Origin of the sequence: Streptomyces sp. NPDC053048 (assembly GCF_044547045.1) — a bacterium.
GTDB lineage: Bacteria > Actinomycetota > Actinomycetes > Streptomycetales > Streptomycetaceae > Streptomyces.
Window position 1 is genome coordinate 415,696 of the sequence record NZ_JBITZS010000008.1, and the last position, 23,340, is coordinate 439,035.

A 23,340-nucleotide genomic window follows, 5' to 3' on the forward strand; every position below is an offset into this window, starting at 1 on the left:
CGGCTACCGGCCGCCCACGGGCGGACGCTCGTCGATGCGGACGGAGAGATCGTTGTCGGCGGTGTAGTACGGACCCACCTGGGCGGGGGCGTACGGGGCGGCGACGTCCTGCGCCGGGTAGGTGAAGATCTGCTTCTTGTCGGCGACGTCGTCCAGGATCCGGGCAATGCGCACCTGCGCGGCCCCCTCGGGCCCGCGCAGCCACAGGTCCCACACCTCCGGGCCGCCCCGCCACTCCTCGCACAGTTCCGCGAAGGCGAGGGTGAAGGAGAAGTCCTGGCCCTCGGCGGTGACCGGCGCGGTGCGCACCAGGTCGGGGGCGCGCCGGCAGCGGGCCTCCACGACGGCGCCGGCCAGCCACTCGGCGGGGCTCTCGACGCGGTAGAGGGTGCCCCGGCCGGTTATCCCGGTGGCCGCCACGCGCAGGTCGCCGGCCTCGGCGTGCGGGGCGCGCAGCCAGCTGCGCAGCGAGAGGTTGCCGTGCTTGGTGGCGTAGGGGATGCGCACCGCGAGCGGCGAGGTGCTGGGGCCGGGTCTGCGGTCGACCAGGGAGCGCAGGTCCGCCAGGCCCGGCACCAGGCGCTGGGCGGCGGCCTCGCCGCAGGCCACATGGACGTCCCAGCGGCCCTCGGGCAGGGCGACGGTGCTGGGCAGCACGGCCCGCAGCCGGCCGTCGCCGTTGGGCGTCAGCGGCAGGCGGACCTCCTCGTCGTGGTCCTCGGCGGCACCGGCGCCGCGGCGGCGCAGCACCAGCGCGGCGGACCAGTGCGCGGCGTCGGCGGGATGGCCGGGGACGTCGAGGTCGAAGGTGAGTCCGCCCGCGGAGTCGGCGATGCAGTCGGCGCTGGGGTTCCCCGCGCCGAAGGCCGGGAGAGGGGCAGACACGTCGGTGCACTCCTCGGAGGTCGGGATCGGACGGCCCGTCGAGGGGGCCGCTGCGGACAGGCCGTCGCCGGCGTTGCCGGGCACGGTGGACGGGGTCATGCGGCACGCACCCTTCGCAGGGCGGAGCGGCTTCGGTCCTTGGCCTGGAAGGCGCTGCTGAGGAGGGCGCCGCGGGTGCGGTGCAGCGAGCCGCGCAGGCCGCCGCGGCCGGCCAGGTCGGCGAAGAGGCTCTCGTAGCGGCCGGCGACCTCGCCGGGGTCGAAGCGCGCCGAGCTCTCCAGGGCCCTGCGGCCCATGCCCTTGCGCAGTTCGTCGTCGTTGATGAGCCTGAGCAGGCCGGCGGCGATGGCGTCCACCTTGCCGACGGGCACCAGCAGGCCGTCGACGCCGTCGTCGATGATCTCGCCGGGGCCGTGCGGGCAGTCGGTGGAGACCACCGGCAGGCCGCAGCGCATGGCCTCGACGATCGTCATGCCGAAGGACTCCAGGCTGGAGGTGACGGCGCCGATGGAGCCCTTGACCCACTCGGGCTCCAGCGGAGTGGCGGGGCCCATGAGGTAGATGTGGTTGTAGAGGCCGCGCTTGTCGATGAGGGCCCGTAGCTTGGCGCGTTCGGCACCGGCACCGTAGATCCGCAGCCGCCAGTCGGGACGCTCCGCGACGACCTTCTCGAACGCGCGGATGAGGACGTCGTAGCGCTTGGCGGGGGCGAGCCGGCCGGCGGCGATCACCCACTTGCCGCTGCCGTCGGCGGGGGCGAGCGCCGGGGCGGGCACGCTGTTGGGCACCGCCTCGACCCGTACGCCGGGCAGCCGCATCAGCTTGCGGTAGGTACGGGCGTCGGCCTCGGTGACGGTGGTGACGGCGTCCAGACGCGGGTAGTGGGTGCGCAGCGTCAGCTTCAGCTGGGGCGAGTGGGTGCTCAGCGTCAGGTGCTCCTGCCCCACCCGGGCCGGGCCGCGGCGGGCCTGCTGGGCGATGTGCACGTTGAGGCCGGGCCGGGTGCCGACGACCACGTCGCAGTCCAGGCCGCGCAGGTGCTCGGCGATCCGCTGGTCGGTGAGCGCGCTGTACTGCTTGTAGCGGCCCTCGGTGGCGGGGAAGACCGAGGCCGGCGTGTGGTACGCGGGATCGTCGCCCTCGTAGCCGGGGTTGTTCTTGCGCAGATCCACCAGATGGCGCAGCCGCACCTTCCCGCCGGGGGCGAGGACGGGCTCGTCGCGGTGACGGAAGACGGAGACGATCTCCACGTCGTGGTGCTCGGCGAGGGTGCCCGCGAGGTTGAAGGTGGTGCGGATCGTGCCGCCGATGCCGTACGCGTTGTGAATCAGGAATGAGATGTGCATTCGTCCCCATGCAGCCGGTGTGCCCGCGGACATTCCCTGTAGCCCGCCTCCACTGAGAGGTTAGACCGTGGCACGGCCCCCGCGGTTGGCCTTGATCACCAAGTCGTTCCCCAAGCGATGAGGAATCGGTAGACGATCCGGGAACTTTTCCGGGGCGTGACCCCGGCCATGCATCCTCCGTTGTCTTCTGAGGAGCCGGGAACACGTCCCGGCCCGCCGCTCAACCAAGCGCCACTCAAAAGTTCGAGGAGCCCCCGTGCCGCGCATGCTCGATGTCAGCGACGAAGTACGCGCCGAGATCGGCGACGAAGAGGCGGAGCGCCTGCTGGGCGGCGACAGCGCCCCGGGTCCTTACGACTGCACGTCCTGCCGCACTCCCGGGCACACCGAACAGCAGCGCACCAGCACGGTGCTGTTCGTCGGTGACGAGACGGCCGTGCTCGCCTTCGCCCACGCCGCCTGCATCCCCTCCCAGGTCGTGCCCGTCTCCGAGGAGCAGCTGCAGGGCGCCGTGCGGTCCATCACCGGCGAGGGCGGCCCCGTGGCCGTGGAGGCCGAGGTGCCGCTGCAGGCCGAGCTGGGCGTGACCAGCGGCCTGGTCCTGGTCGGCGGGGACGTCCAGCCCGCGCTGGTCGTCGAACCGCTCGGGCCGATCGCCCGCCCCGGCACCACCGGGCCCGTCGACGTCTTCCTCGAGCTGCTGACCGAGCAGGGCTTCGCGCCCGTCGCGGACGTCAACGAGGTGCCCGGACCGCTGCAGGGCTGGTCGGTGCTGGTGGCCGTCGGCAAGCTGCACGCCGTGCTCCAGCCGCCCGCCAACGGCGGCGCGCCGCAGGCCTGGTGGCAGGCGCACCGGCCGATGCAGGTGGCCGACGAGTGGCGGGCCGCCGTCAACAAGACCGGGCGGGTGCTGGTGTTCGCCGCCCCGGCCGGCACGATCGGCGCCCAGCCGCGCGAGGACCTGCTGCGCGAGGCCCTGGACCGGGCCGCGGCGGCCGGCCGGCTGGTCGGTGCCACGATGCCGCTGGCGGGCACATGAGCCAGGACGACCGTCCCGGAATGCCCTGCACGGACATCGTCCTGGCGGGCCATTCGCTGCCGGAACCGCATCCGACGGGCCTCGAGGTCGTTGGCAGGGATGTGTACTCATACGAACCCGCCCGGACCTCGTACCAGAACTACATCCCCGGCATGCGGCCACCCCGCGACGCCTCCCCGGAGAGTCACCCCGGTTCGGTAACCCCGATCTACGACGCTCTGTGCTCCGAGTACCGCCGGTCGTTCCGGGCCCTGCCCGGCGACCGTTCGGGCGAGGAGGACCTGCGGTTCAAGGCGTTCGGCCCCCGCCCGGTCGGCTACGGCCAGGCCAACCAGCTGGGTCCGGGCCAGTCGGCCTACCAGGGCCCTTCCGGGTACAACGCGGCCTGGGACTCGTACTACGGCGGCCGGCGTGGCGGGGCGCTGCCCGCCCTGCCGCCCGGCCAGCGCGACGGCCGCACGCGCGGCTTCTAGGACGCGCCCCGGCGGCGGCCACCGCTCCTGCTCACGTCCTCATGACGAAGCCCCGGACCCTGAAGGGCCCGGGGCTGTCCGGAGTCGACGGCGTCGACTCCCTTACTTCTTGCGGCCCCGCTTCTCCCGCACCCGCACGGAGATGTGGATCGGCGTCCCCTCGAAGCCGAACTCCTCGCGCAGGCGGCGCTCGATGAAGCGGCGGTAGCCCGCCTCGATGAAGCCCGAGGCGAAGAGCACGAAGCGCGGGGGCTTGGTGCCCGCCTGGGTGCCGAAGAGGATGCGGGGCTGCTTGCCGCCGCGGATCGGGTGCGGGTGGGCGGCCACGAGCTCGCCGAGGAAGGCGTTCAGCCGCCCGGTCGGCACGCGCGTCTCCCAGCCCGCCAGGGCCGTCTCGATCGCCGGGACCAGCTTCTCCATGTGCCGGCCCGTGCGCGCCGAGACGTTCACCCGCGGCGCCCAGGAGATCTGCTGCAGCTCCGTCTCGATCTCGCGCTCGAGGTAGTAGCGGCGCTCCTCGTCGAGGGTGTCCCACTTGTTGTACGCGATGACCATCGCCCGGCCGGCCTCGACGGCCATCGTGATGATGCGCTGGTCCTGCACGGAGATGGACTCGCTCGAGTCGATCAGGATGACCGCGACCTCGGCCTTCTCCACCGCGGCGGCGGTGCGCAGGGAGGCGTAGTAGTCCGCGCCCTCCTGCAGGTGGACCCGCTTGCGGATGCCCGCGGTGTCCACGAACTTCCAGGTGGTGCCGCCCAGGTCGATCAGCTCGTCGACCGGGTCACGGGTGGTGCCGGCCAGCTCGTTGACGACGACCCGCTCCTCCCCCGCGACCTTGTTCAGCAGGGAGGACTTGCCGACGTTCGGCCGGCCGATCAGGGCGATGCGGCGCGGGCCGCCGATGGCACCGCCGAAGGTCTGGGCCGGCGCCTCGGGCAGCGCCTTGAGGACCTCGTCCAGCATGTCGCCCGTGCCGCGGCCGTGCAGCGCGGAGACCGGCATCGGCTCGCCCAGGCCCAGCGACCACAGCATGGCGGCGTCGGCCTCGCCGGAGGGGCCGTCGACCTTGTTGGCGCACAGCACGACGGGCTTGCCCGCCCGGCGCAGCAGCTTGACGACGGCCTCGTCGGTGTCGGTGGCGCCGACCGTGGCGTCCACGACGAAGACCACCGCGTCGGCGGCCTCGATCGCGTACTCGGCCTGCGCGGCGACGGACGCGTCGATGCCGAGCACGTCCTGCTCCCAGCCGCCGGTGTCGACGACCTTGAAGCGGCGGCCCGCCCACTCGGCCTCGTAGGTGACGCGGTCGCGGGTGACGCCGGGGCGGTCCTCGACGACGGCCTCACGGCGGCCGATGATGCGGTTCACCAGCGTCGACTTGCCGACGTTGGGGCGGCCGACGACGGCGAGCACCGGCAGCGGGCCATGGCCGGCCGCGGCGAGCTCGCTGTCGACCTCCTCGGCGTCGAAGCCCTCCTGCGCCGCGAGCTCCATGAACTCCGCGTACTCGGCGTCGCCCAGCGCACCGTGCTCGTCGCCGGAGTGGATCTGGTCGTTCATGTTCCTCGTTCTTCTTCGTCGTCGGCGGACCCGTACGGCCCGCTGCTCAAGTCTCGTTCAGCGGCCTGTCAGCCGCTTGGCGTCCGCCAGGTGCGCCGCCAGGTGTTCCTGGATGCGCACGGTCGCCTCGTCCAGCGCCTTGCGGGTCCGGCGGCCGCTTCCGTCACCGGCGTCGAAGGGGTCGCCGAAGACCACGTCGACACCGCTGCGCAGCGGCGGCAGCCCCCGGACCAGGCGGCCTCGCCGGTCGGCGCTGCCCAGCACCGCGACCGGCACGATCGGCGCGCCGGACCGTACGGCGAAATACGCCAGGCCCGCGCGCAGCGAGGCGAAATCGCCCTCGCCCCGGGTGCCCTCGGGGAAGATGCCCAGCACCTCGCCCCGGTCCAGGACGTCCAGGGCGTTGGTGACGGCCGCGCGGTCGGTGCCCGTGCGGTCGACCTCGAGCTGGCCGATGCCGCGCAGGAACGGGCCGAGCGGGCCGGTGAACGCCTCCTTCTTGATCAGGAAGTGCACCGGCCGGGGCGCCGTGCCCATCAGCATCGGTCCGTCGATGTTGTGGGTGTGGTTGACGGCCAGGATGCAGGGCCCCGCGGCGGGCACCCGCCAGGCGCCCAGCACACGCGGCCTCCACAGCCCGTACATCAGGCCGATGCCGATCCGCCGCCCGACGGCGGCACCGGAGGCGGTCACGCCGACCGCTTCTCCTCCACCAGGGTGACCACGCACTCGATGACCTGCTCCAGGGTCAGGTCGGTGGTGTCCACCTCGACGGCGTCGGCGGCCTTGGCGAGCGGGGAGGTCTTGCGGCCGGAGTCGGCGGCGTCCCGCTTGGCCAGGGCGGCCTGGGTGGCGGCCAGGTCACTGGCCTCCTTGCCCTTGAGCTCACCGCTGCGGCGGGCGGCCCGCGCCTCCGGGGAGGCGGTGAGGTAGATCTTGACGTCGGCGTCCGGCAGGACGGTGGTGCCGATGTCGCGGCCCTCGACGACGATGCCCTCGGGGGCCTCGGCGGCGATGGCCCGCTGCAGCTCGGTCATCCGGGTGCGGACCTCCGGCACGGCGCTGACGGCGCTGACGGCGGAGGTGACCTGCTGGGTGCGGATGGGCGCGGCGGCGTCCGCCCCGTCGACCGTGATGGTCGGCGCGGACGGGTCGGTGCCGGAGACGATCTCGGGCTTGCCCGCGGCGTCGGCTACGGCGGCGGCGTCGTTGACGTCGATGCCATTGCTCAGCATCCACCAGGTGATCGCCCGGTACTGGGCGCCGGTGTCCAGGTAGCGCATGCCGAGCTTGGCTGCCACGGCCTTGGAGGTGCTGGACTTGCCCGTGCCGGAGGGGCCGTCGATGCCGACGATGACAGCTGCCGGGGCGGTCCGGGCGGCGGTTTCCACGGTGTCAGACACCTTCCTTGTGCACAGGGCGGAGGGATAACGATCCATATCAGGCTCACACAAGGTTACTGGCTCGCCGGACCACCCCGTGCGGGCCGGCCGCCGGGCCGGCCCGCGGACCCTACTGGCGGACCGCCCAGCCCCGCTCGCGCAGGGTCGCTGTGAGGGCGGCCACGGCGGCCGGTTCGACCATCAGCTGGATCAGGCCCGCCTGCTGCCCGGTGGCGTGCTCGATGCGCACGTCCTCGATGTTCACGCCCGCCCGGCCGGCGTCCGCGAAGATCCGGGCCAGCTCGCCCGGCTGGTCGCCGATGAGGACGGTGATCGTCTCGTAGGCGGCCGGGGCGGCGCCGTGCTTGCCGGGCACCCGGGAGCGGCCGGCGTTGCCCCGGCGCAGCACGTCCTCGATGCCGGCGGCGCCGCCCAGGCGCTTGTCCTCGTCGGTGGACTCCAGGGAGCGCAGGGCGGTGACGGTCTCCTCGAGGTCGGCGGCGATCCCGGCGAGGACGTCGGCGACGGGGCCGGGGTTGGCGGAGAGGATGTCGATCCACATGCGCGGGTCGGAGGCGGCGATCCGGGTGACGTCGCGGATGCCCTGGCCGCACAGGCGCACGGCCGTCTCGTCGGCGCCCTGGAGGCGGGCGGCGACCAGGCTGGAGACCAGCTGGGGGGTGTGCGAGACGAGCGCGACGGCCCGGTCGTGGGCGTCGGCGTCCATCACCACGGGCACCGCCCGGCACAGGGCGACCAGCTCGAGGGCGAGGTTGAGGACCTCGGTGTCGGTCTCGTGGGTCGGGGTGAGCACCCAGGGCCGGCCCTCGAAGAGGTCGGCTGTGGCCGCCATCGGGCCGGAGCGCTCGCGCCCCGCCATGGGGTGCGTGCCGAGGTAGCCGCTGAGGTCGCAGCCCAGCGCCTCGAGCTCGCGGCGCGGGCCGCCCTTGACGCTGGCGACGTCCAGATAGCCGCGGGCGAGGCCGCCCCGGATGGCCTCGGCGAGGGTCTCGGCGACATGCGCGGGCGGCACGGCGACGATGGCGAGGTCCACGGGCCCCTCGGGCGCCTGGTCCGTGCCGGCGCCGCGGGCGGCGGCCGTGCGGGCCTGGGCCGGGTCGTGGTCCATCAGGTGCACGCTGACGCCGCGGCCGGCGAGGGCGAGGGCGGCGGACGTGCCGATCAGTCCGGTTCCGATCACAAGAGCGGTTCTCACGGCGACCAGCCTAGTCGGGTAGAACCTTTGCCATGATCTTTCACGTGGTCCCCCTGGACGACTGGCTGGCCGTGCCCGACCGCCCCTACTCCCCCGCGTCCCTCTCCGACGAGGGCTTCGTCCACTGCTCGCCCGACGAGGCGACCACGCTGGCGGTGGCGACGGCGTTCTACCGCGATGTGCGGGGCCCGCTGATGGCCCTGCTGATCGACGAGCACAAGCTGGACGTGATGGTCCGCTGGGAGCCGGCGGACCCCGCCCCGCCGGCGGGGGTTCCTGCCGGAACCCTTTTCCCGCATGTGTTCGGCCGCATCACGCGGGACGCGGTGGAAGGGATGATGGAGATCCAGCGGGACGAGGAGGGCCGGGCGACGGAGCTGACCGTGTGGTCATAGCCGCAGGGTTCGGCGCCGCCGGTCTCCGCCGCGGTGGTGCCCCGCCGTCGCGGCGGAAAGTTCCCCGCCGCGACGGCGGGGCACCACGACGGCGTGGTCCGGCGGTGCCGAACCGGCCGACGTGGTGGGCTCCCGGTCCCGCCGCAGCCTAGAGGTCGACCTCGCGCATCAGCATGCCGACCTCGGTGTTGGTCAGGCGGCGCAGCCAGCCCGACTTCTGGTCGCCCAGCGAGATGGGGCCGAAGGCCGTGCGGACCAGCTTCTCCACCGGGAAGCCGGCCTCGGCCAGCATGCGCCGCACGATGTGCTTGCGGCCCTCGTGCAGCACGACCTCGACCAGGTAGTTCTTACCGGTCTGCTGCACGACGCGGAAGTTGTCGGCGCGGGCGTAGCCGTCCTCCAGCTCGATGCCGCTCTTGAGCTGCTTGCCGATGTCGCGCGGCAGCGGGCCGGTGATGGCGGCCAGGTACGTCTTCTGCACGCCGTACCGCGGGTGGGTGAGCCGGTGGGCCAGCTCGCCGTGGTTGGTGAGCAGGATGATGCCCTCGGTCTCCGTGTCGAGCCGGCCGACGTGGAAGAGGCGGGTCTCGCGGTTGGTGACGTAGTCGCCCAGGCACTGGCGGCCGTCGGGGTCCTCCATGGTGGAGACGACGCCGGCGGGCTTGTTCAGCGCGAAGAAGAGGTAGGACTGGGTGGCGACGGTCAGGCCGTCGACCTTGATCTCGTCCTTCTCCGGGTCGACGCGCACGCCGTGCTCGGTGACGATCTGCCCGTTGACCTCGACGCGGGCCTGCTCGATGAGCTCCTCGCAGGCGCGGCGGGAGCCCATGCCGGCGCGGGCCAGCACCTTCTGCAGGCGCTCGCCCTCCTGCTCGCCGAAGGTCTTGGGCGTGCTGATGCGCGGCTTGTTGTGCCGCTCCCGGTTGCGCTCCTCGATCTTGGCGTCGAGCTCGCGCGGACGGGCCGGGGCCGTGCGCCGGCCGCGGGCGGGCTCACTGGCGCGGCGCGGGCCGCCCTTGGCGCCGCCGCGGGCCGCCGCACCGCGGCCGCTGGTGCCACCGCTCGCGCCGCCGCGCCGCTCGGCGTCCGGGCCCACGTCGTAGCGGCGCTCCTCCGGGCGCGGCCGGCGCGGGCGCTCCTGCTGCCACTCCTCGCGCGGGCCCCCGGAGCGGCCACCCCCGGAGCGGCCGCCCTCGGGGCGTCCGCCACCCGCGCGCCCGGCGCCGGAACGGCCGCCGCCCGCGCGCCCGCCCCCGGAGACCGGACGTCCTCGACCGCCCCGGTCGTCCCGGTTGCCGCTTCCGCTGTTCCTGCCGCTGCTTCGCATCAAAGTTCCGTCTTGTCGTCTGCGTCGGTGTCCGGTGCGTCCGGATCGAACGACGGCACACCTTCCTGAGTGTCGCCCTCGATCGCTTCCGCCTCGGGGAGGAAGGGGGCGAGCTCCGGGAGCTCGTCCAGGCCGCGCAGGCCCATGCGCTCCAGAAAGTAATTCGTCGTCCTGTACAGGATCGCACCTGTTTCGGGTTCCGTCCCCGCCTCCTCCACCAGAGCGCGCTGGAGGAGGGTCCGCATGACGCCGTCGCAGTTCACTCCGCGGACGGCCGAGACCCGCGAACGGCTGACCGGCTGACGGTACGCGACCACGGCCAGGGTCTCCAGCGCGGCCTGGGTGAGCCGGGCCTGCTGCCCGTCCAGGACGAAGGCCTCGACGGCGTCGGCGTACTCGGTGCGGGTGAAGAACCGCCAGCCGCCGGCGACCTGCCGCAGGTCGAAGCCGCGGCCCTGGGCGGTGTACTCGTCGGACAGCTCGCGCAGCGCCTGCGCGAGCTCGCGGCGGGGCCGGTCGAGGACCTTGGCGAGGTGGTCCTCGGTGGCGGGCTCGTCGACGACCATCAGCACGGCCTCCAGGGCGGGCTTGAGGTCGAGCCGGGCCACCGCCGGCGCCTCGCCGGGCTCGTACGCCGGCCCGGTCGTCGGTTCTGTCGTCTCCCCGGTCACGATGTGCTCTCCTCCGGCTCGGTCTGCGGCTCGCGGTCGAACTCGTCGGTCACCACCGGAGCCGCGTCCTCCGCGCCCGTCCAGCGGACCGTCAGGGCCCCCAGCGCCTCTCCTTGGTCCAGGACCACCACCCGCTCGCGGTAGAGCTCCAGCAGGGCCAGGAAACGCGCCACGACGGTCAGGGTGTCCGGGGCGTCGGCGGTGAGCTCGCCGAAGGTCGCCTCGCCGGCCGTCCGCAGCCGCCCGACGACGACCTCGGCCTGCTCGCGGACGCTGACCAGCGGGGCGTGGATGTGGTCGACGTACACCTGCGGGGCCGGCTTGGGCCGCATGGCCTTGACGGCCAGCTCGGCCAGCCGCCTCGGGCCGATGCCGAGGACGACCTCGGGCAGCAGCTCGGCGTGGTGGGGCTCCAGGCCGACGGTGCGGGGGTGCCGGCGGCCCTCGGTGGCCAGCCGGTCGCTGAAGATCTCCGCGATCCGCTTGTACGCGCGGTACTGCAGCAGCCGGGCGAAGAGCAGGTCGCGGGCCTCGAGCAGGGCGAGGTCCGCCTCGTCCTCGACCTCGGCGGCGGGCAGCAGCCGGGCCGCCTTCAGGTCGAGCAGCGTCGCCGCGACGACGAGGAATTCCGTCGTCTGGTCGAGGTCGAAGTCCGGGCCCATGGCCCGGATGTGCGCCATGAACTCGTCGGTGACCTTGGAGAGGGCGACCTCGGTGACGTCCAGCTTGTGCTTGGCGATCAGCTGCAGCAGGAGGTCGAACGGTCCTTCGAAGTTGTCCAGCCGGACGGTGAACCGCCCGTCCCCGGCCTCGGCTCCGGGCTCGCCCGCCGGCTCCGTGGGCGCGGTCCCCTCCGGCTCCGGGGCGGGCGGCGCGGCTGCCGGGCCGTGGCCCAGGGTGCGGCGGGCCGGTGGAGAGGCGGCTGCGGGCATCGGTCGTCCAGGGTGCGGGGGCGGTACGGGGCGTACGGGCCCTTCGGGCTCGGTACGGCAGGAGGCTAGCGCGGCGGACCGGCTCAGCGGCCGCGCAGGCGGCGCACCAGGATGCTCGCGTCGCCGCGCTGCTCCAGGTCGGCCAGGACGACGGCGACGGCCTCCCGGACGATCCGGCCCCGGTCCACCGCGAGCCCGTGCTCGCCGCGCAGCACCAGCCGGGCGTGTTCGAGGTCCATGAGCTCCTCGGCGGAGACATAGACGGTGATCTTCTCGTCGTGGCGCTCGCGGCCGCTGGGCCGGCGGTTGGCGCTGCGGCCGCGCCGCTTGCCCGCGGGGGCCGCGTCGGTCGTACGGGCGGCGCCGGCGCGCTCGCGCTCGGGGGCGGCGGGGCGCCGCTCGGCGGGCTCCTGTTCCGGCCCGGCGGCGGCCGGGGCGGCCGCGGGGCGCCCGTCCCGCTCGGCGGGCTTGGCCGGGCGCTCCCCGTCGGGCGCGTCACCCGGTCCCGGCACCCTCGGCGGCACCTCGCCGTTCGCCTTCCGGCGGGGGGAGGAGGACTGCAGCCCCATCCCACCGGTGGTGCGGAACAGTTCGTCGGCGCCGGGCAGACTCACTCGGCGTGACACCGGGCGAGCACCTCCCTGGCGAGCTGACGGTAGGCGGCGGCGCCGACGGAGTTGGACGCGTACGTGGTGATCGGCTCGCCCGCGACGGTGGTCTCGGGGAAGCGGACCGTACGGCCGATGACCGTGTGGTACACGTGATCGTCGAACGCCTCGACGACGCGCGCGAGGACCTCGCGGCTGTGCACGGTGCGCGAGTCGTACATGGTGGCGAGGATGCCGTCGAGCTCGAGCTCGGGGTTGAGCCGCTCCTGGACCTTCTCGATTGTCTCGGTGAGCAGGGCCACGCCGCGCAGCGCGAAGAACTCGCACTCCAGCGGGACGATCACCTTGTGAGCCGCCGTCAGGGCGTTGACGGTGAGCAGGCCGAGCGAGGGCTGACAGTCGATCACGATGTAGTCGTAGTCGGCCATCAGGGGCTTCAGGGCCCGCTGGAGGGTCGACTCGCGGGCGACCTCGCTGACGAGCTGGACCTCGGCCGCTGACAAATCGATATTGCTGGGCAGCAGGTCCATATTGGGGACGGCCGTCTTCAGCAGCACCTCGTCGGCCGACATGCCCCGCTCCATGAGCAGGTTGTAGACCGTCAGGTCCAGCTCCATCGGGTTGACCCCGAGGCCGACGGAGAGCGCGCCCTGCGGGTCGAAGTCGACGAGCAGCACCCGGCGGCCGTACTCCGCGAGCGCGGCGCCCAGGTTGATGGTCGAGGTGGTCTTGCCGACCCCGCCCTTCTGGTTGCACATCGCGATGATTTTGGCCGGGCCGTGCTCGGCCAGCGGTCCGGGGATCGGGAAGTAGGGCAGAGGCCGCCCGGTGGGGCCGATGCGCTCGCGGCGCTGACGCGCGGCGTCGGGCGCGAGCGTGGCCGCGTACTCGGGGTCGGGCTCGTACTCCGCGTCGGGGTCGTAGAAGTGACCGTCCGCCACTTCCTCGTAATCGGCGAGACGGGTGGATTCCGCCTTGCCCCGGTCGCCGGCCATGGCGTTCACGTGTTGACCGTCCATGCTCTGGTGGGCTGTCGTCATGCTCTGGATGTTCTGGTGGGCTGCGAAGGTGTGGACAGCGACGGAGCCGACAGCTTGGAGTCCCACGGGACTCTGGCCCAGCGCAGACATTCCTGGGTGACCACCCCCGGGAGCAAATGTCGACTCATTCACAAGTCGTCCTACCTCCTTGGTGACCAGGAAACATCTAGATAGGTCAGCGTGGCACCATGCCGACGGTTGGCGACTCTATGGCGTGTCGGCGGTTCGCAGCAACACAATCCGCCGGAGACGGCACGATGTGTCGGCAATCGAACAGGCTTCTGTCAAGGGTGTACGGGCGATAACCCGGAAGAATCACGGTCGGGCGAAACCGTGGCGAAACACCCCGGCCGGGCCTTGCTCAACAAGGCCCGGCCGGGTATGTGCTGTTCTTTCGCCGTCCTGCGACGGCTTGCCCGGGGCTCAGCCCAGGAGGGTGCTCAGCTCGACGTGCGGCAGGCCGTGCGCCTCGGCGACGGGGCCGTAAACGACCTGACCCTCATGGGTGTTGAGACCCTTGGCCAGCGCGGCGTCGCGGCGCAGCGCCTCCTGCCAGCCGCGGTTGGCCAGCTCCACGATGTAGGGCAGCGTGGCGTTGGTCAGCGCGTAGGTGGAGGTGTTCGGCACCGCGCCCGGCATGTTGGCGACGCAGTAGAAGACGGAGTCGTGGACCTGGAAGGTCGGCTCCGCGTGGGTGGTCGGACGGGAGTCCTCGAAGCAGCCGCCCTGGTCGATCGCAATGTCGACAAGGACACTTCCGGGCTTCATCTTGGCGACGAGCTCGTTGGTGACCAGCTTGGGGGCCTTGGCGCCCGGGATCAGGACGGCGCCGATGACCAGGTCGGCCTCGACGACGGCCTTCTCCAGCTCGTAGGCGTTGGAGACGATCGTCTGCACCTTGGTGCCGAAGATCTTGTCGGCCTCGCGGAGCTTGTTGATGTCACGGTCGAGCAGGGTGACGTGGAAGCCCATGCCGACGGCGATCTGCGCGGCGTTCCAGCCGGAGACGCCACCGCCGATGACGACGGCCTTGCCCGCGTGGGTGCCCGGGACGCCGCCCGGCAGCACGCCGCGGCCGCCGGCCGAGCGCATCAGGTGGTAGGCGCCGACCTGCGGGGCCAGCCGGCCCGCGACCTCGGACATCGGGGCGAGCAGCGGCAGCGCGCGGTTGGCGAGCTCCACGGTCTCGTACGCGATGGCGGTGGTGCCGGACTGCAGCAGGGCGTCGGTGCACTCGCGGGAGGCGGCCAGGTGCAGGTAGGTGAAGAGGGTCTGGCCCTTGCGGAGGCGGTGGTACTCCTCCGCGATCGGCTCCTTGACCTTCAGCAGCAGGTCGGCCGTCGCCCAGACGTCGTCGGCGGTGTCCAGGATGGCGGCACCGGCACCGACGTACTCGGCGTCGGTGATGGAGGAGCCGAGGCCGGCCCCCTTCTCCACGAAGACCTGGTGGCCGTTGCGCACCAGCTCCAGCACCCCGGCGGGGGTGATGGCCACGCGGAATTCGTTGTTCTTGACCTCGCGGGGGATACCGACCTTCACGTCGATCACGGTCCTTGTTCAGAGAATGACAGGCTAATCCTGATATGCCGGGCACACCAGAGCAGACCGCGTCGATCGCGGCCTTGCCAGTCTAATGAAGGATCCCGCGCTGTCTAGCCTTGCAATGCACCAATCTTTAGCCGAACTGCCACTGATTTCTTAGGTCGAAGATCGGTTACCCTGCGTTGCTCCGCACGGGCGACCCCCCGCCCGGACCGGCCGGGCGCAGCGCCTGGTCCAGCAGCCGTTCCGCCGCCTGCCGGTGCGGGCCCGCGGCCCGCTCGTCGCCCAGCCGCTCGAGGATGTCCGCCAGCCGCAGCCGCACCGCGGCCTCCAGCCGGGCGTCCCCCGCCTGCCCCGCGCACTCCACCGCCTCCTGGCAGGTGCGCAGCGCCTCCCGCGGCCGGCCCGCGTGCTCCAGCACCCGCGCCACCTCGCTCAGCGCACGGGCGTGCCCCGGCAGGTCCCGCAGCCGACGGCAGGCGGCGGCCGCGGCCCGCCAGTCGCGCAGCGCCTCGGCCCACTGCCCCGCGTAGCCGTGCACCGCGCCCAGCCGCCCGTACAGCCGCGCCTCGTCCGCCAGCTCGCCGCGGGTCAGCCGCAGCTCCAGGCCCCGCCGGTACCAGTCGGCGGCCCGCTGCCAGTCCCCCAGCTCCTGATGGGCCGCGCCGATCGACTCCAGCGCCCGGCTCGTCGCGTACGGATCGCCCGCCTCGCGCGCCGACTGCAGCGCCTGCCGGTAGCGCTCCAGCGCCTCCGGTGTCCGCCCGGCCCGCGCGTCGAGGTCGCCCAGGTTCAGCAGCGCCGCGGCCTTCTCCAGCGGCATCTCGCAGCGCCGGGCCACGTCGAGGACGAGCTGGTGCAGCCCGTAGAGCTCGGGCGCCGCGGCCTCCGGGCCCAGGTGGGCGGTCAGCGCCCGGGTCAGCGCCGAGACCAGCCTGCGGGCCAGGGTGTCGAGCCGGCCGTCCTCCACGGCCAGCCGCGCCGCGGCCAGCAGCGCCGGCAGCCGGGCCAGCAGCCACTCCTCGGCGGCGCGCGCCGAGGGGAACCGCAGCGGCCGGGGCAGCTGCTCGATCCGGCGGCGGACCGCCGGATCGTTCCGCTCGGTGGCCGCGCGGCAGGAGTACAGCTGGCGCACCGTCCGCTCCAGCATCCGCGCCCGCGCCAGCTCCGTCTCGGCCGGCCGCTCCTGCGCCTCCAGCAGCGCGGCCAGCATCGGCGCCAGGCAGCCCGGCACCCGGTACTGGGCGGGCAGCACGCCGCCCTCGCTCTCCGGGGACTCCACCCGCAGCAGGCCCCGGGCCGTCAGGTCCTCCAGCACCGCCTGGGCGGTGGACAGCGAGCAGCCCGCCAGCGCCGAGGCGACGTGCGCGTCCGCCAGCCCCGCCGGGGCCAGCGCCAGCAGGTGCAGGGTGCGGGCGGCGGTGGGCGGCAGGGCCTCGTAGGCGAGCGAGAACGCCCGCGCCAGCGGCCGGGCGGCGCTCTCCGGCCGCTCGGCGGACGGCAGCTCCCGCAGGCGCTTGGCCGCGTCCACGACCGACATCTTCGGGTGCGCCGCCAGCCACCCGCCGACCAGCACCAGGGCGGCCGGCTGGCCGCCGCACTCCTCGACGACGGCACTGGCGGCCACCGGGTCGCAGGTGATCCGGGTCGGTCCCGCGTACCACTCGAGCAGGCCGACGGCCGCCGCCTTGTCCAGGCCGCCCAGCGCGCACGGCCGCACGTCCGGCACGCCCGTCAGCGGGCCCCGGGAGACCGCGACGACCAGGCACTGCGGTTCGTCCGGCAGCAGCGGGTCCACCTGCTCGGCGCCCGAGGCGTCGTCCAGCAGCAGCAGCGCCCGCTTGCCGTCGAGGGCCGCCCGCAGCGCCGCCGTCAGCTCGTCCTCCTCGGCCCCAGCCGGTACGGGCGCGCCGAGGTCGGCCAGCAGGGCGCGGGCGGTCCGCTCGGTGGGTACGGGTGAACCGTCGGCGCCGGTGAGGCGGGCGCGCAGTACTCCGTCCGGGTACTCCCCGGCGAGCTGCCGGGCCAGCTGCTCGGCGAGGGCGGTGCGGCCGGAGCCGGGCCGCCCGGCGATGAGCAGGACCCTGCCGCGCGGCTGCTTGCGGCCGGAGAGGGTGTCGAGGCCGGCGCGGATGATGTCGGCGCGCAGCTCCTTGAGCTCGCGCAGCCGGCCGGCGAAGGGCTGGGCGGCGAAGTCCTGAGGCGGGCCGGGCACCTGACGGGGGCTCACTCCGGGGCCGGGTGCGGGCAGCCGCCGCTCGGGCGGGGCCGCCGCCGGTCCGCCGGTCTCCACCGTCCGCTCCGCCACGGGTCCACTCCCGTTCCACCTGCACGCGCGAGCCCGCCGCGGCCGCGGCGGGAACATATCGAGCCTAGTTCACCGCCCGGCGCACTCCGGGTAACGCCGACCCGCCATGCTGAAGATCACCTATTCGGGTTGCATGACGGTAGGACCGCGAGGGCCCGTCCGGGGCACCCCGCGGCATACCGGTTCGCGCCGCGAGGTGCCCGGAGCGCTCAGGCCTCGAACGGGCGGGCCGGCCAGGGGGCATCGGCCGGGCGCAGCGCGTCCGGTCCGTCGCCCGCCAGCGCCGCCGTGAGCGAGAGCACGCCCACGACCAGGCAGTTGTTGTGCAGCTCGCCGGCCAGCACGCCGCGCACCAGCTCGGGCAGCGGGACGCGGGCCAGCTCCATGTCGAGCTCCTCGTGCTCGACCTCGAAGCGCTCCCCCTCGACGTCGGCGATGCCGCGCGCCAGGAAGATCCGTACGGCCTCGTCGCAGCCGCCGGGGGTGGTGTAGACGTCGGTCAGCACCCGCCAGTCCTCGGCCTTGACGTGCGCCTCCTCGTAGAGCTCGCGCTGGGCCGCGTGCAGCGGGTTCTCGCCGGGGACGTCCAGCAGGCCTGCCGGGATCTCCCACAGCCGCTGCCGCACGGGGTGGCGGTACTGCTTGAGCACCAGCACCCGGTCCTGGTCGTCGAGGGCGAGGACGGCCACCGAACCGGGGTGGGTCTGGTAGTCGCGGGTGACCGTCGTGCCGTCCGGCATGACCACGGTGTCCGTGCGGACGCCGGTCTTGTTGCCGGTGAACGGCGTGGCGGTGGCGGTGACGCGCCACTCCTCGGGGGTGTCCTTGATGACGGCGTTGCCCATGAATGTCCTCCAGCGAATACGAAACCGGGGTGAGCGCCCCCGCGAAGGAGGCCCTCACCCCGGTCAACCGTAGATCAGCCCTGCTTGCGCTCGACGGCCGCCTTCACCAGGCCAGCGAAGAGCGGGTGCGGACGGGTCGGGCGGGAGCGCAGCTCCGGGTGGGCCTGGGTGGCCACCAGGTAGGGGTGCGTCTCGCGCGGGTACTCCACGTACTCCACCAGCTTGTTGTCCGGGGAGGTGCCGGAGAAGACGATGCCCGCCTTCTTCTCCAGCTCGGCGCGGTAGGCGTTGTTGACCTCGTAGCGGTGGCGGTGGCGCTCCTCGACGTAGGGCTGGTCGGCGTAGACCTCGCGGACGATGGAGCCCTCGGCGAGCTTGGCCGGGTACATGCCCAGCCGCATGGTGCCGCCCATGTCGCCCTCACCAGCGACGATGTCCATCTGCTCGGCCATCGTGGAGATCACCGGGTGGGCGGTGGCCGGGTCGAACTCGGTGGAGTTGGCGCCCTCGATGCCGGCCAGGTTGCGGGCCGCCTCGATGACGACGCACTGCAGGCCCAGGCACAGGCCCAGCAGCGGCACCTTGTTCTCACGGGCGTAGGTGATCGCGCCGACCTTGCCGTTGACGCCGCGGTCGCCGAAGCCGCCGGGGATGCAGATCGCGTCGACGTCCGCCAGCTGCTTGCGGGCGCCGGCCGGGGTCTTGCAGTCGTCCGAGGCGACCCACTTGACCTTGACCTTGGCGCGGTTGGCGAAGCCGCCCGCGCGGATGGCCTCGGTCACCGACAGGTAGGCGTCGGGCAGGTCGATGTACTTGCCGACCAGGGCGACGGTGACCTCGTGGTCGGGGTTGTGGACGCGGTCCAGCAGGTCCTCCCACTGGGTCCAGTTCACGTCGCGGAACGGCAGGTCGAGCTTGCGCACGACGTAGGCGTCCAGGCCCTCGGTGTGCAGCACCTTGGGAATGTCGTAGATCGAGGGGGCGTCGATGGCGGCGACCACGGCGGCCTCGTCCACGTCGCACATCAGCGAGATCTTGCGCTTGATGGCGGTGGGCACGTCACGGTCGGCGCGCAGCACGATCGCGTCGGGCTGGATGCCGATGTTGCGCAGCGCGGCCACCGAGTGCTGGGTGGGCTTGGTCTTCAGCTCGCCGGAGGGGCCGATGTAGGGCAGCAGCGAGATGTGCACGACGAAGACGTTGTCCCGGCCGACCTCGTGGCGGACCTGGCGGACGGTCTCCAGGAACGGCAGCGACTCGATGTCGCCGACCGTGCCGCCGACCTCGGTGATCACGACGTCGACGTCGTCGGTCGCCATGCGGCGGATGCGGTGCTTGATCTCGTTGGTGATGTGCGGGATGACCTGCACGGTGTCGCCCAGGTACTCACCGCGGCGCTCCTTGGCGATCACCGTGGAGTACACCTGGCCGGTGGTGACGTTCGCCGAGCCGTCCAGGTCGACGTCGAGGAAGCGCTCGTAGTGGCCGATGTCCAGGTCGGTCTCGGCGCCGTCGTTGGTGACGAACACCTCGCCGTGCTGGAACGGGTTCATCGTGCCCGGGTCGACGTTCAGGTACGGGTCGAGCTTCTGCATCGTCACCCGCAGGCCCCGGGCCTTGAGCAGCGCGCCCAGGCTGGAGGCGGTCAGCCCCTTGCCGAGCGAGGAGGCGACACCCCCGGTGACGAAGATGTGCTTGGTCGTCGTGGGCTTTGCGGCAATGGCCAAAGGGGGGCTCCCGTGGTCGCGAGTGAGGTTGCGTTCCGGCGATCACCCGGTTGTTTTCGGGGGTGCCGTCGCTGCGGTTGGGGGGTCTTGCGCCCACCGGTCCACGGGGTACCAGGGTATCAGCGCCCGGGGCCGGACGCGTCCGGTGACGCGGCGCGACGCCCTCGCGAACCCTGCGTCACGGGCGGTCGTCACAGGCCACCCATTCGGCACAAGTTCCCCGGGCAACCGTCGCGCGTGTCCCAACTCCGCGTCGTATCCTGCTCGGACACACGCAGCGAGCCGGCCGGCACAGCACCATCCCGCTCTCGCCCAGCTACCGCTGGGAGGCGCCCCCATTCCGGAACAAGAGCTCGTCGAAGTTCGCTTCACCGACATAGGGCCCCCAGGGTCCTGGATGCCGTTCGACCCCGCGAAGGGGTCCTGGATGCCGTTCGACTGGAGATGACGTGGCCGGGCGTATCGAGGATTACGCACTCATCGGCGATATGCAGACCGCCGCCCTGGTCTGCCGGGACGGCACGGCCGACTGGCTGTGCCTGCCCCGATTCGATTCCCACGCGGCGTTCGCCGGGCTCCTCGGCACGGAGGAACACGGCTTCTGGCGGGTCGGCCCGGCGCACCCCTCGGGGGCGGCCCCGCCGGTCGCCGACCGCCGCCGGTACCGGGGGGACTCCCTCGTGCTCGAATCCGAATGGGACACCTCGCGCGGCACCGTGCGGGTCATCGACTTCATGCCCCCGCGCGACGGGGCACCCCAGCTGATCCGCATCGTCGAGGGCGTCAGCGGCCGGGTGCCGATGCGCTCCGCCCTGCGGATGCGCTTCTCCTACGGCCGGGTCGTGCCCTGGGTGCACAAGGTGGGCGAGCGCACGGTCGCCGTCGCCGGCCCCGACTCCGTCTGGCTCGACACCACCGCCGACACCTTCGGCAAGGACCTGACCACGTACTCCAACTTCACCGTCTCCGCCGGTGAACGCGTCGCCTTCACCATCAGCTGGCAGCCCTCGCACCGCGAGCCCCCCGCGCTGCCCGACCCCGAGGGGTCCCTGGAGGCCACCGAGGAGTTCTGGCGCGAGTGGGTCGGCCACTGTACGTACCACGGCCCCTACCGGGACGCCGTGGTCCGCTCACTGATCACCCTCAAGGCCCTCACCTACGCCCCCACCGGCGGCATCGTCGCCGCCCCCACCACCTCGCTCCCCGAGGAGATCGGCGGCGTCCGCAACTGGGACTACCGCTACACCTGGCTGCGCGACGCCGCCATCACCCTCTCCTCGCTGCTGCGCACCGGCTACCGCGAGGAGGCCCGCGCCTGGCGCGAGTGGCTCCTGCGCGCCGTCGCCGGCGACCCCGAGAACCTGCAGATCATGTACGGCATCGCCGGCGAACGCGAACTCGGCGAGGCCGAGCTGCCCTGGCTGCCCGGCTACGAGAACTCCTCCCCCGTCCGCGTCGGCAACGGCGCCGCCGGCCAGCTCCAGCTCGACGTCTACGGCGAGATGATCGAGGCCCTGCACCTGGCCCACATGACCGGGCTCGCCCGCAACGACTACGCCTCCGTGCTGCAGCTGCGCCTGATCGGCTACCTCGAGGACCACTGGAACGAGCCCGACGAGGGCATCTGGGAGGTCCGCGGCCCCCGCCGCCACTTCGTGCACTCCAAGGTCATGGCCTGGGTCGCCGTCGACCGCACCATCAAGCTCATCGAGTCCGGCGACGTCGACGGCCCCCTCGAGCGCTGGCGCGAGCTGCGCGACGACATCCACCGGGACGTCTGCGAAAAGGGCTACGACAAGGAACGCAACACCTTCACCCAGTCCTACGGCTCCAAGGAACTCGACGCCTCCCTGCTGCTCATCCCGCAGATGGGCTTCCTGCCGCCCGACGACAAGCGCGTCATCGGCACCATCGAGGCCATCCAGCGGGAGCTGTCCACCCCCGACGGCTTCGTCCTGCGCTACCCCACCGCCGGGGCCGAGGCCGGCGTCGACGGGCTCGAGGGCGACGAGGGCGCCTTCCTGGCCTGCTCCTTCTGGCTCGCCGACGACCTGGCGATGATCGGCCGCGTCGACGAGGCCCGCCAGCTCTTCGAGAAGCTGCTGGCACTGCGCAACGACCTGGGGCTGCTCGCGGAGGAATGGGACCCACACCTCAAACGACAGGTGGGCAACTTCCCCCAGGCCTTCAGCCACGTCCCCCTCATCGACACGGCCCTGCGCCTGACGGCCTCCAGCGCGTTCGGCGGCTGACGCCGCCGGTTCCGCCGGGCCGCACCCCGAGCCGGTAACCACAGCGCCGAGTACGGGTAGGTTCCGCCCATGGAACCAGGCACGATCACCGTGGCGGAAGCCCTCGCCGTGCCCGCTCTCCGCCGCGGCCTCCCCGAGGTGGTCGCCGGCGGCGACGGGCTGGACCGCCCGGTCCGCTGGGTGCACGCCGGGGAGGCCCCCAACATCGCCGCCCTCCTCAAGGGCGGCGAGCTGCTGCTGACCACCGGCCTGGGCCTGGGCAGCCGCCCCGCCGAACAGCGGGCGTTCGTCCGCGCCCTGGCCGAGCGCGGCATCGCGGCGCTGGTGGTCGAGCTGGGCTCCCGCTTCCCCACGCTGCCCGCCGCCGTGGCGGACGCGGCACGGGGCTGCGGGCTGCCGCTCGTGCAGCTGCACCGCGAGGTGCCGTTCGTCGCCGTGACCGAGGAGATCCACACCGAGCTCGTCAACGCCCACTACGCCCTGCTGCGCCGCGCCGAGGACGTGCACCGGCGCTGCACGGAGGTACTGCTGGGCGGCGGCGGGGTACCGGAGGTGCTGCGGCTGTTCGCCGACTTCGCGGGCAACCCGGTCTTCCTCGAGACCCCCGACGGCCGGCTGCTGTACGCGGCCGGACCGCTCACCCCTCCTCCCGCGCCGGGAGCCGCCGATCCGCTGCGCGTCTGGGACGGGCTGCGCGCCTCCGCCGCCGGGCTGCCCGGGAGCGTCATCGCCGACATCCCGGGCAACGGTCCGGGGCCGGGCGCGGGGGCGGTGCGGGCCCGCATGACCGTCCTGCCGGTGCACGGGCCGCTCGCGCCCGTGCACCGGATCGCCGCCGAACGGGCGGCCGGGCTGCTGGCCGTCGTGCTGCTGCGCGCCCGGCAGGAGGAGGAACTGGCCGCACGGGGACGCGGCGACTTCCTCACCGACCTCGCCGAGGGCCGGCTGGACGTGGCCGACGCGCCCGCGCAGGCACGCGTCCTGGGCTTCCGGCCGGGGGCCGGGCCGCTGCTGCCGGTGGTCATGCGGGCAGCCAATGGCCTGGTGCCGTTGGACAGTTGGGCCCTGCTGGCGAGTGCGCTGCAGGAGGAGCTGGCGGGAGCGGGGGTGCCCGTACTGGTGGGCGTGCGGCTGCCGGAGGGGCGGGTGCCGCTGCTGGTGGGGCTGCGCGAGGAGTCCGAGCGGACGGCCGCCGCGGACCGGGTGGCGGCCGCGCTGCGAGCCGCGGCGGAGCGCGCCGCGTTCCGGGCGCCGGTGGTGGTCGTGGGCGCGACGGCCACGTGGGAGACGGCGGGAGCGGGGCTGCGGCACGCGGCGGAGGCGGCGGTGGCAGCGCAGGGCCCGCCGGAGCGCGCTTGGCACGATGTGCGGCGGCTGGATGTGGACGTGCTGCTGTGGCGGCTGCGGTCGCACGGGGATCTGGCGGCGTTCGTGGAACGGGTGCTCGGGCCGCTGCTGGCCCACGACGCGACCTCACGGCCGGCGCTGCTGCCGACGCTGGAGGCGTACCTGGCGCATGCGGGGCGCAAGGCGGAGACGGCACGCGAGCTGCATCTGAACCGGCAGACGCTGTACGACAGGCTGGGCCGGATCGGCCGCCTGCTGGGCACGGACCTGGAGGATCCGGAGGCGGTACTGGCACTGGGGCTTGCGTTGCGGGCCCGGCGGCACGTGGGGTAGGTGGGTGCGGGTGCGTTGTGGGGCGGGGCCGGGTCGGTCTGGGCCGGGCCCTTCTGGGGCTGGATTATTTACGGCCCCCCTCCTGCGTAACGGTTGCCCGGACCGTTGC

The 23,340-nt window shown here is 73.2% G+C and carries 20 protein-coding genes; 5 read left to right on the forward strand and 15 right to left on the reverse strand.

Annotated features, from left to right (window positions below; genetic code table 11):
* Positions 1 to 3: 3 nt before the first annotated feature.
* Together ACIG36_RS23575 and ACIG36_RS23580 are read right to left on the reverse strand one after the other, a co-directional pair.
* Entirely contained in the window at positions 4 to 984 is a 981-nt protein-coding gene (locus ACIG36_RS23575) for a hypothetical protein (RefSeq protein ID WP_399931096.1), read from the reverse strand.
* Positions 981 to 2,231, reverse strand: coding sequence for a glycosyltransferase family 4 protein (locus ACIG36_RS23580; protein ID WP_399931099.1), 1,251 nt, complete (start codon positions 2,229 to 2,231; stop codon positions 981 to 983). Before ACIG36_RS23580 ends, ACIG36_RS23575 begins: the two co-directional genes overlap by 4 nt.
* A 256-nt stretch (positions 2,232 to 2,487) precedes the next feature.
* Here ACIG36_RS23580 and ACIG36_RS23585 point away from each other — a divergent pair, with 256 nt between their 5' ends.
* Positions 2,488 to 3,270: a hypothetical protein gene (locus ACIG36_RS23585; protein WP_399931102.1), complete on the forward strand. Its 783-nt coding sequence runs from the start codon at positions 2,488 to 2,490 to the stop codon at positions 3,268 to 3,270.
* Between the two features lie 20 nt (positions 3,271 to 3,290).
* Positions 3,291 to 3,743, forward strand: a complete 453-nt coding sequence (locus ACIG36_RS23590; protein ID WP_399931105.1) for a hypothetical protein — start codon at positions 3,291 to 3,293, stop codon at positions 3,741 to 3,743.
* 102 nt (positions 3,744 to 3,845) lie between these two features.
* Here ACIG36_RS23590 and der read toward each other — a convergent pair whose 3' ends face one another.
* From der to ACIG36_RS23610, 4 genes are all read right to left on the reverse strand, one after another.
* Positions 3,846 to 5,306 carry a ribosome biogenesis GTPase Der gene (gene der, locus ACIG36_RS23595; protein WP_399931108.1) on the reverse strand — a complete coding sequence of 487 codons (1,461 nt, stop codon included), beginning with the start codon at positions 5,304 to 5,306 and terminating at the stop codon, positions 3,846 to 3,848.
* 57 nt (positions 5,307 to 5,363) lie between these two features.
* On the reverse strand, positions 5,364 to 5,951 hold the full coding sequence (locus ACIG36_RS23600) for a lysophospholipid acyltransferase family protein (RefSeq protein WP_399931241.1): 588 nt from the start codon (positions 5,949 to 5,951) through the stop codon (positions 5,364 to 5,366).
* A gap of 44 nt (positions 5,952 to 5,995) precedes the next feature.
* Positions 5,996 to 6,709 (reverse strand): (d)CMP kinase, encoded by a 714-nt coding sequence (cmk, locus tag ACIG36_RS23605; RefSeq protein WP_399931111.1) that lies wholly within the window; start codon positions 6,707 to 6,709, stop codon positions 5,996 to 5,998.
* 109 nt (positions 6,710 to 6,818) lie between these two features.
* Positions 6,819 to 7,904, reverse strand: a complete 1,086-nt coding sequence (locus ACIG36_RS23610; protein WP_399931114.1) for a prephenate dehydrogenase — start codon at positions 7,902 to 7,904, stop codon at positions 6,819 to 6,821.
* A 32-nt stretch (positions 7,905 to 7,936) separates the two neighbouring features.
* Here ACIG36_RS23610 and ACIG36_RS23615 point away from each other — a divergent pair, with 32 nt between their 5' ends.
* A complete protein-coding gene (locus ACIG36_RS23615) occupies positions 7,937 to 8,299 on the forward strand; it encodes a DUF952 domain-containing protein (protein ID WP_399931117.1) in 363 nt (120 codons plus the stop codon).
* A gap of 148 nt (positions 8,300 to 8,447) precedes the next feature.
* Here ACIG36_RS23615 and ACIG36_RS23620 read toward each other — a convergent pair whose 3' ends face one another.
* From ACIG36_RS23620 to ACIG36_RS23660, 9 genes are all read right to left on the reverse strand, one after another.
* Positions 8,448 to 9,626 (reverse strand): pseudouridine synthase, encoded by a 1,179-nt coding sequence (locus tag ACIG36_RS23620; protein ID WP_399931119.1) that lies wholly within the window; start codon positions 9,624 to 9,626, stop codon positions 8,448 to 8,450.
* Positions 9,626 to 10,192, reverse strand: a complete 567-nt coding sequence (gene scpB / locus ACIG36_RS23625) for an SMC-Scp complex subunit ScpB (RefSeq protein ID WP_399931243.1) — start codon at positions 10,190 to 10,192, stop codon at positions 9,626 to 9,628. Before scpB ends, ACIG36_RS23620 begins: the two co-directional genes overlap by 1 nt.
* 101 nt (positions 10,193 to 10,293) lie before the next feature.
* On the reverse strand, positions 10,294 to 11,229 hold the full coding sequence (locus ACIG36_RS23630) for a segregation and condensation protein A (protein ID WP_399931122.1): 936 nt from the start codon (positions 11,227 to 11,229) through the stop codon (positions 10,294 to 10,296).
* 83 nt (positions 11,230 to 11,312) lie between these two features.
* A complete protein-coding gene (locus ACIG36_RS23635; protein ID WP_399931125.1) occupies positions 11,313 to 11,855 on the reverse strand; it encodes a hypothetical protein in 543 nt (180 codons plus the stop codon).
* The gene (locus ACIG36_RS23640) at positions 11,840 to 12,967 is read right to left on the reverse strand and encodes a ParA family protein (protein WP_399931128.1); all 1,128 of its coding nucleotides are present in this window, start codon (positions 12,965 to 12,967) and stop codon (positions 11,840 to 11,842) included. Before ACIG36_RS23640 ends, ACIG36_RS23635 begins: the two co-directional genes overlap by 16 nt.
* Before the next feature lie 333 nt (positions 12,968 to 13,300).
* Positions 13,301 to 14,416 (reverse strand): alanine dehydrogenase, encoded by a 1,116-nt coding sequence (ald, locus tag ACIG36_RS23645; RefSeq protein ID WP_399931246.1) that lies wholly within the window; start codon positions 14,414 to 14,416, stop codon positions 13,301 to 13,303.
* 175 nt (positions 14,417 to 14,591) lie between these two features.
* Entirely contained in the window at positions 14,592 to 16,727 is a 2,136-nt protein-coding gene (locus ACIG36_RS23650; protein WP_399931131.1) for a tetratricopeptide repeat protein, read from the reverse strand.
* 209 nt (positions 16,728 to 16,936) lie between these two features.
* Positions 16,937 to 17,572 (reverse strand): NUDIX domain-containing protein, encoded by a 636-nt coding sequence (locus ACIG36_RS23655; RefSeq protein WP_399931134.1) that lies wholly within the window; start codon positions 17,570 to 17,572, stop codon positions 16,937 to 16,939.
* 74 nt (positions 17,573 to 17,646) lie between these two features.
* A complete protein-coding gene (locus tag ACIG36_RS23660; RefSeq protein WP_399931137.1) occupies positions 17,647 to 19,299 on the reverse strand; it encodes a CTP synthase in 1,653 nt (550 codons plus the stop codon).
* 449 nt (positions 19,300 to 19,748) lie between these two features.
* Between ACIG36_RS23660 and ACIG36_RS23665 the strand changes: the two genes are divergently transcribed.
* Together ACIG36_RS23665 and ACIG36_RS23670 are read left to right on the forward strand one after the other, a co-directional pair.
* On the forward strand, positions 19,749 to 21,551 hold the full coding sequence (locus ACIG36_RS23665; RefSeq protein WP_399931140.1) for a glycoside hydrolase family 15 protein: 1,803 nt from the start codon (positions 19,749 to 19,751) through the stop codon (positions 21,549 to 21,551).
* 69 nt (positions 21,552 to 21,620) lie between these two features.
* Positions 21,621 to 23,231, forward strand: a complete 1,611-nt coding sequence (locus ACIG36_RS23670) for a PucR family transcriptional regulator (RefSeq protein ID WP_399931143.1) — start codon at positions 21,621 to 21,623, stop codon at positions 23,229 to 23,231.
* The last annotated feature ends 109 nt before the right edge of the window (positions 23,232 to 23,340 follow it).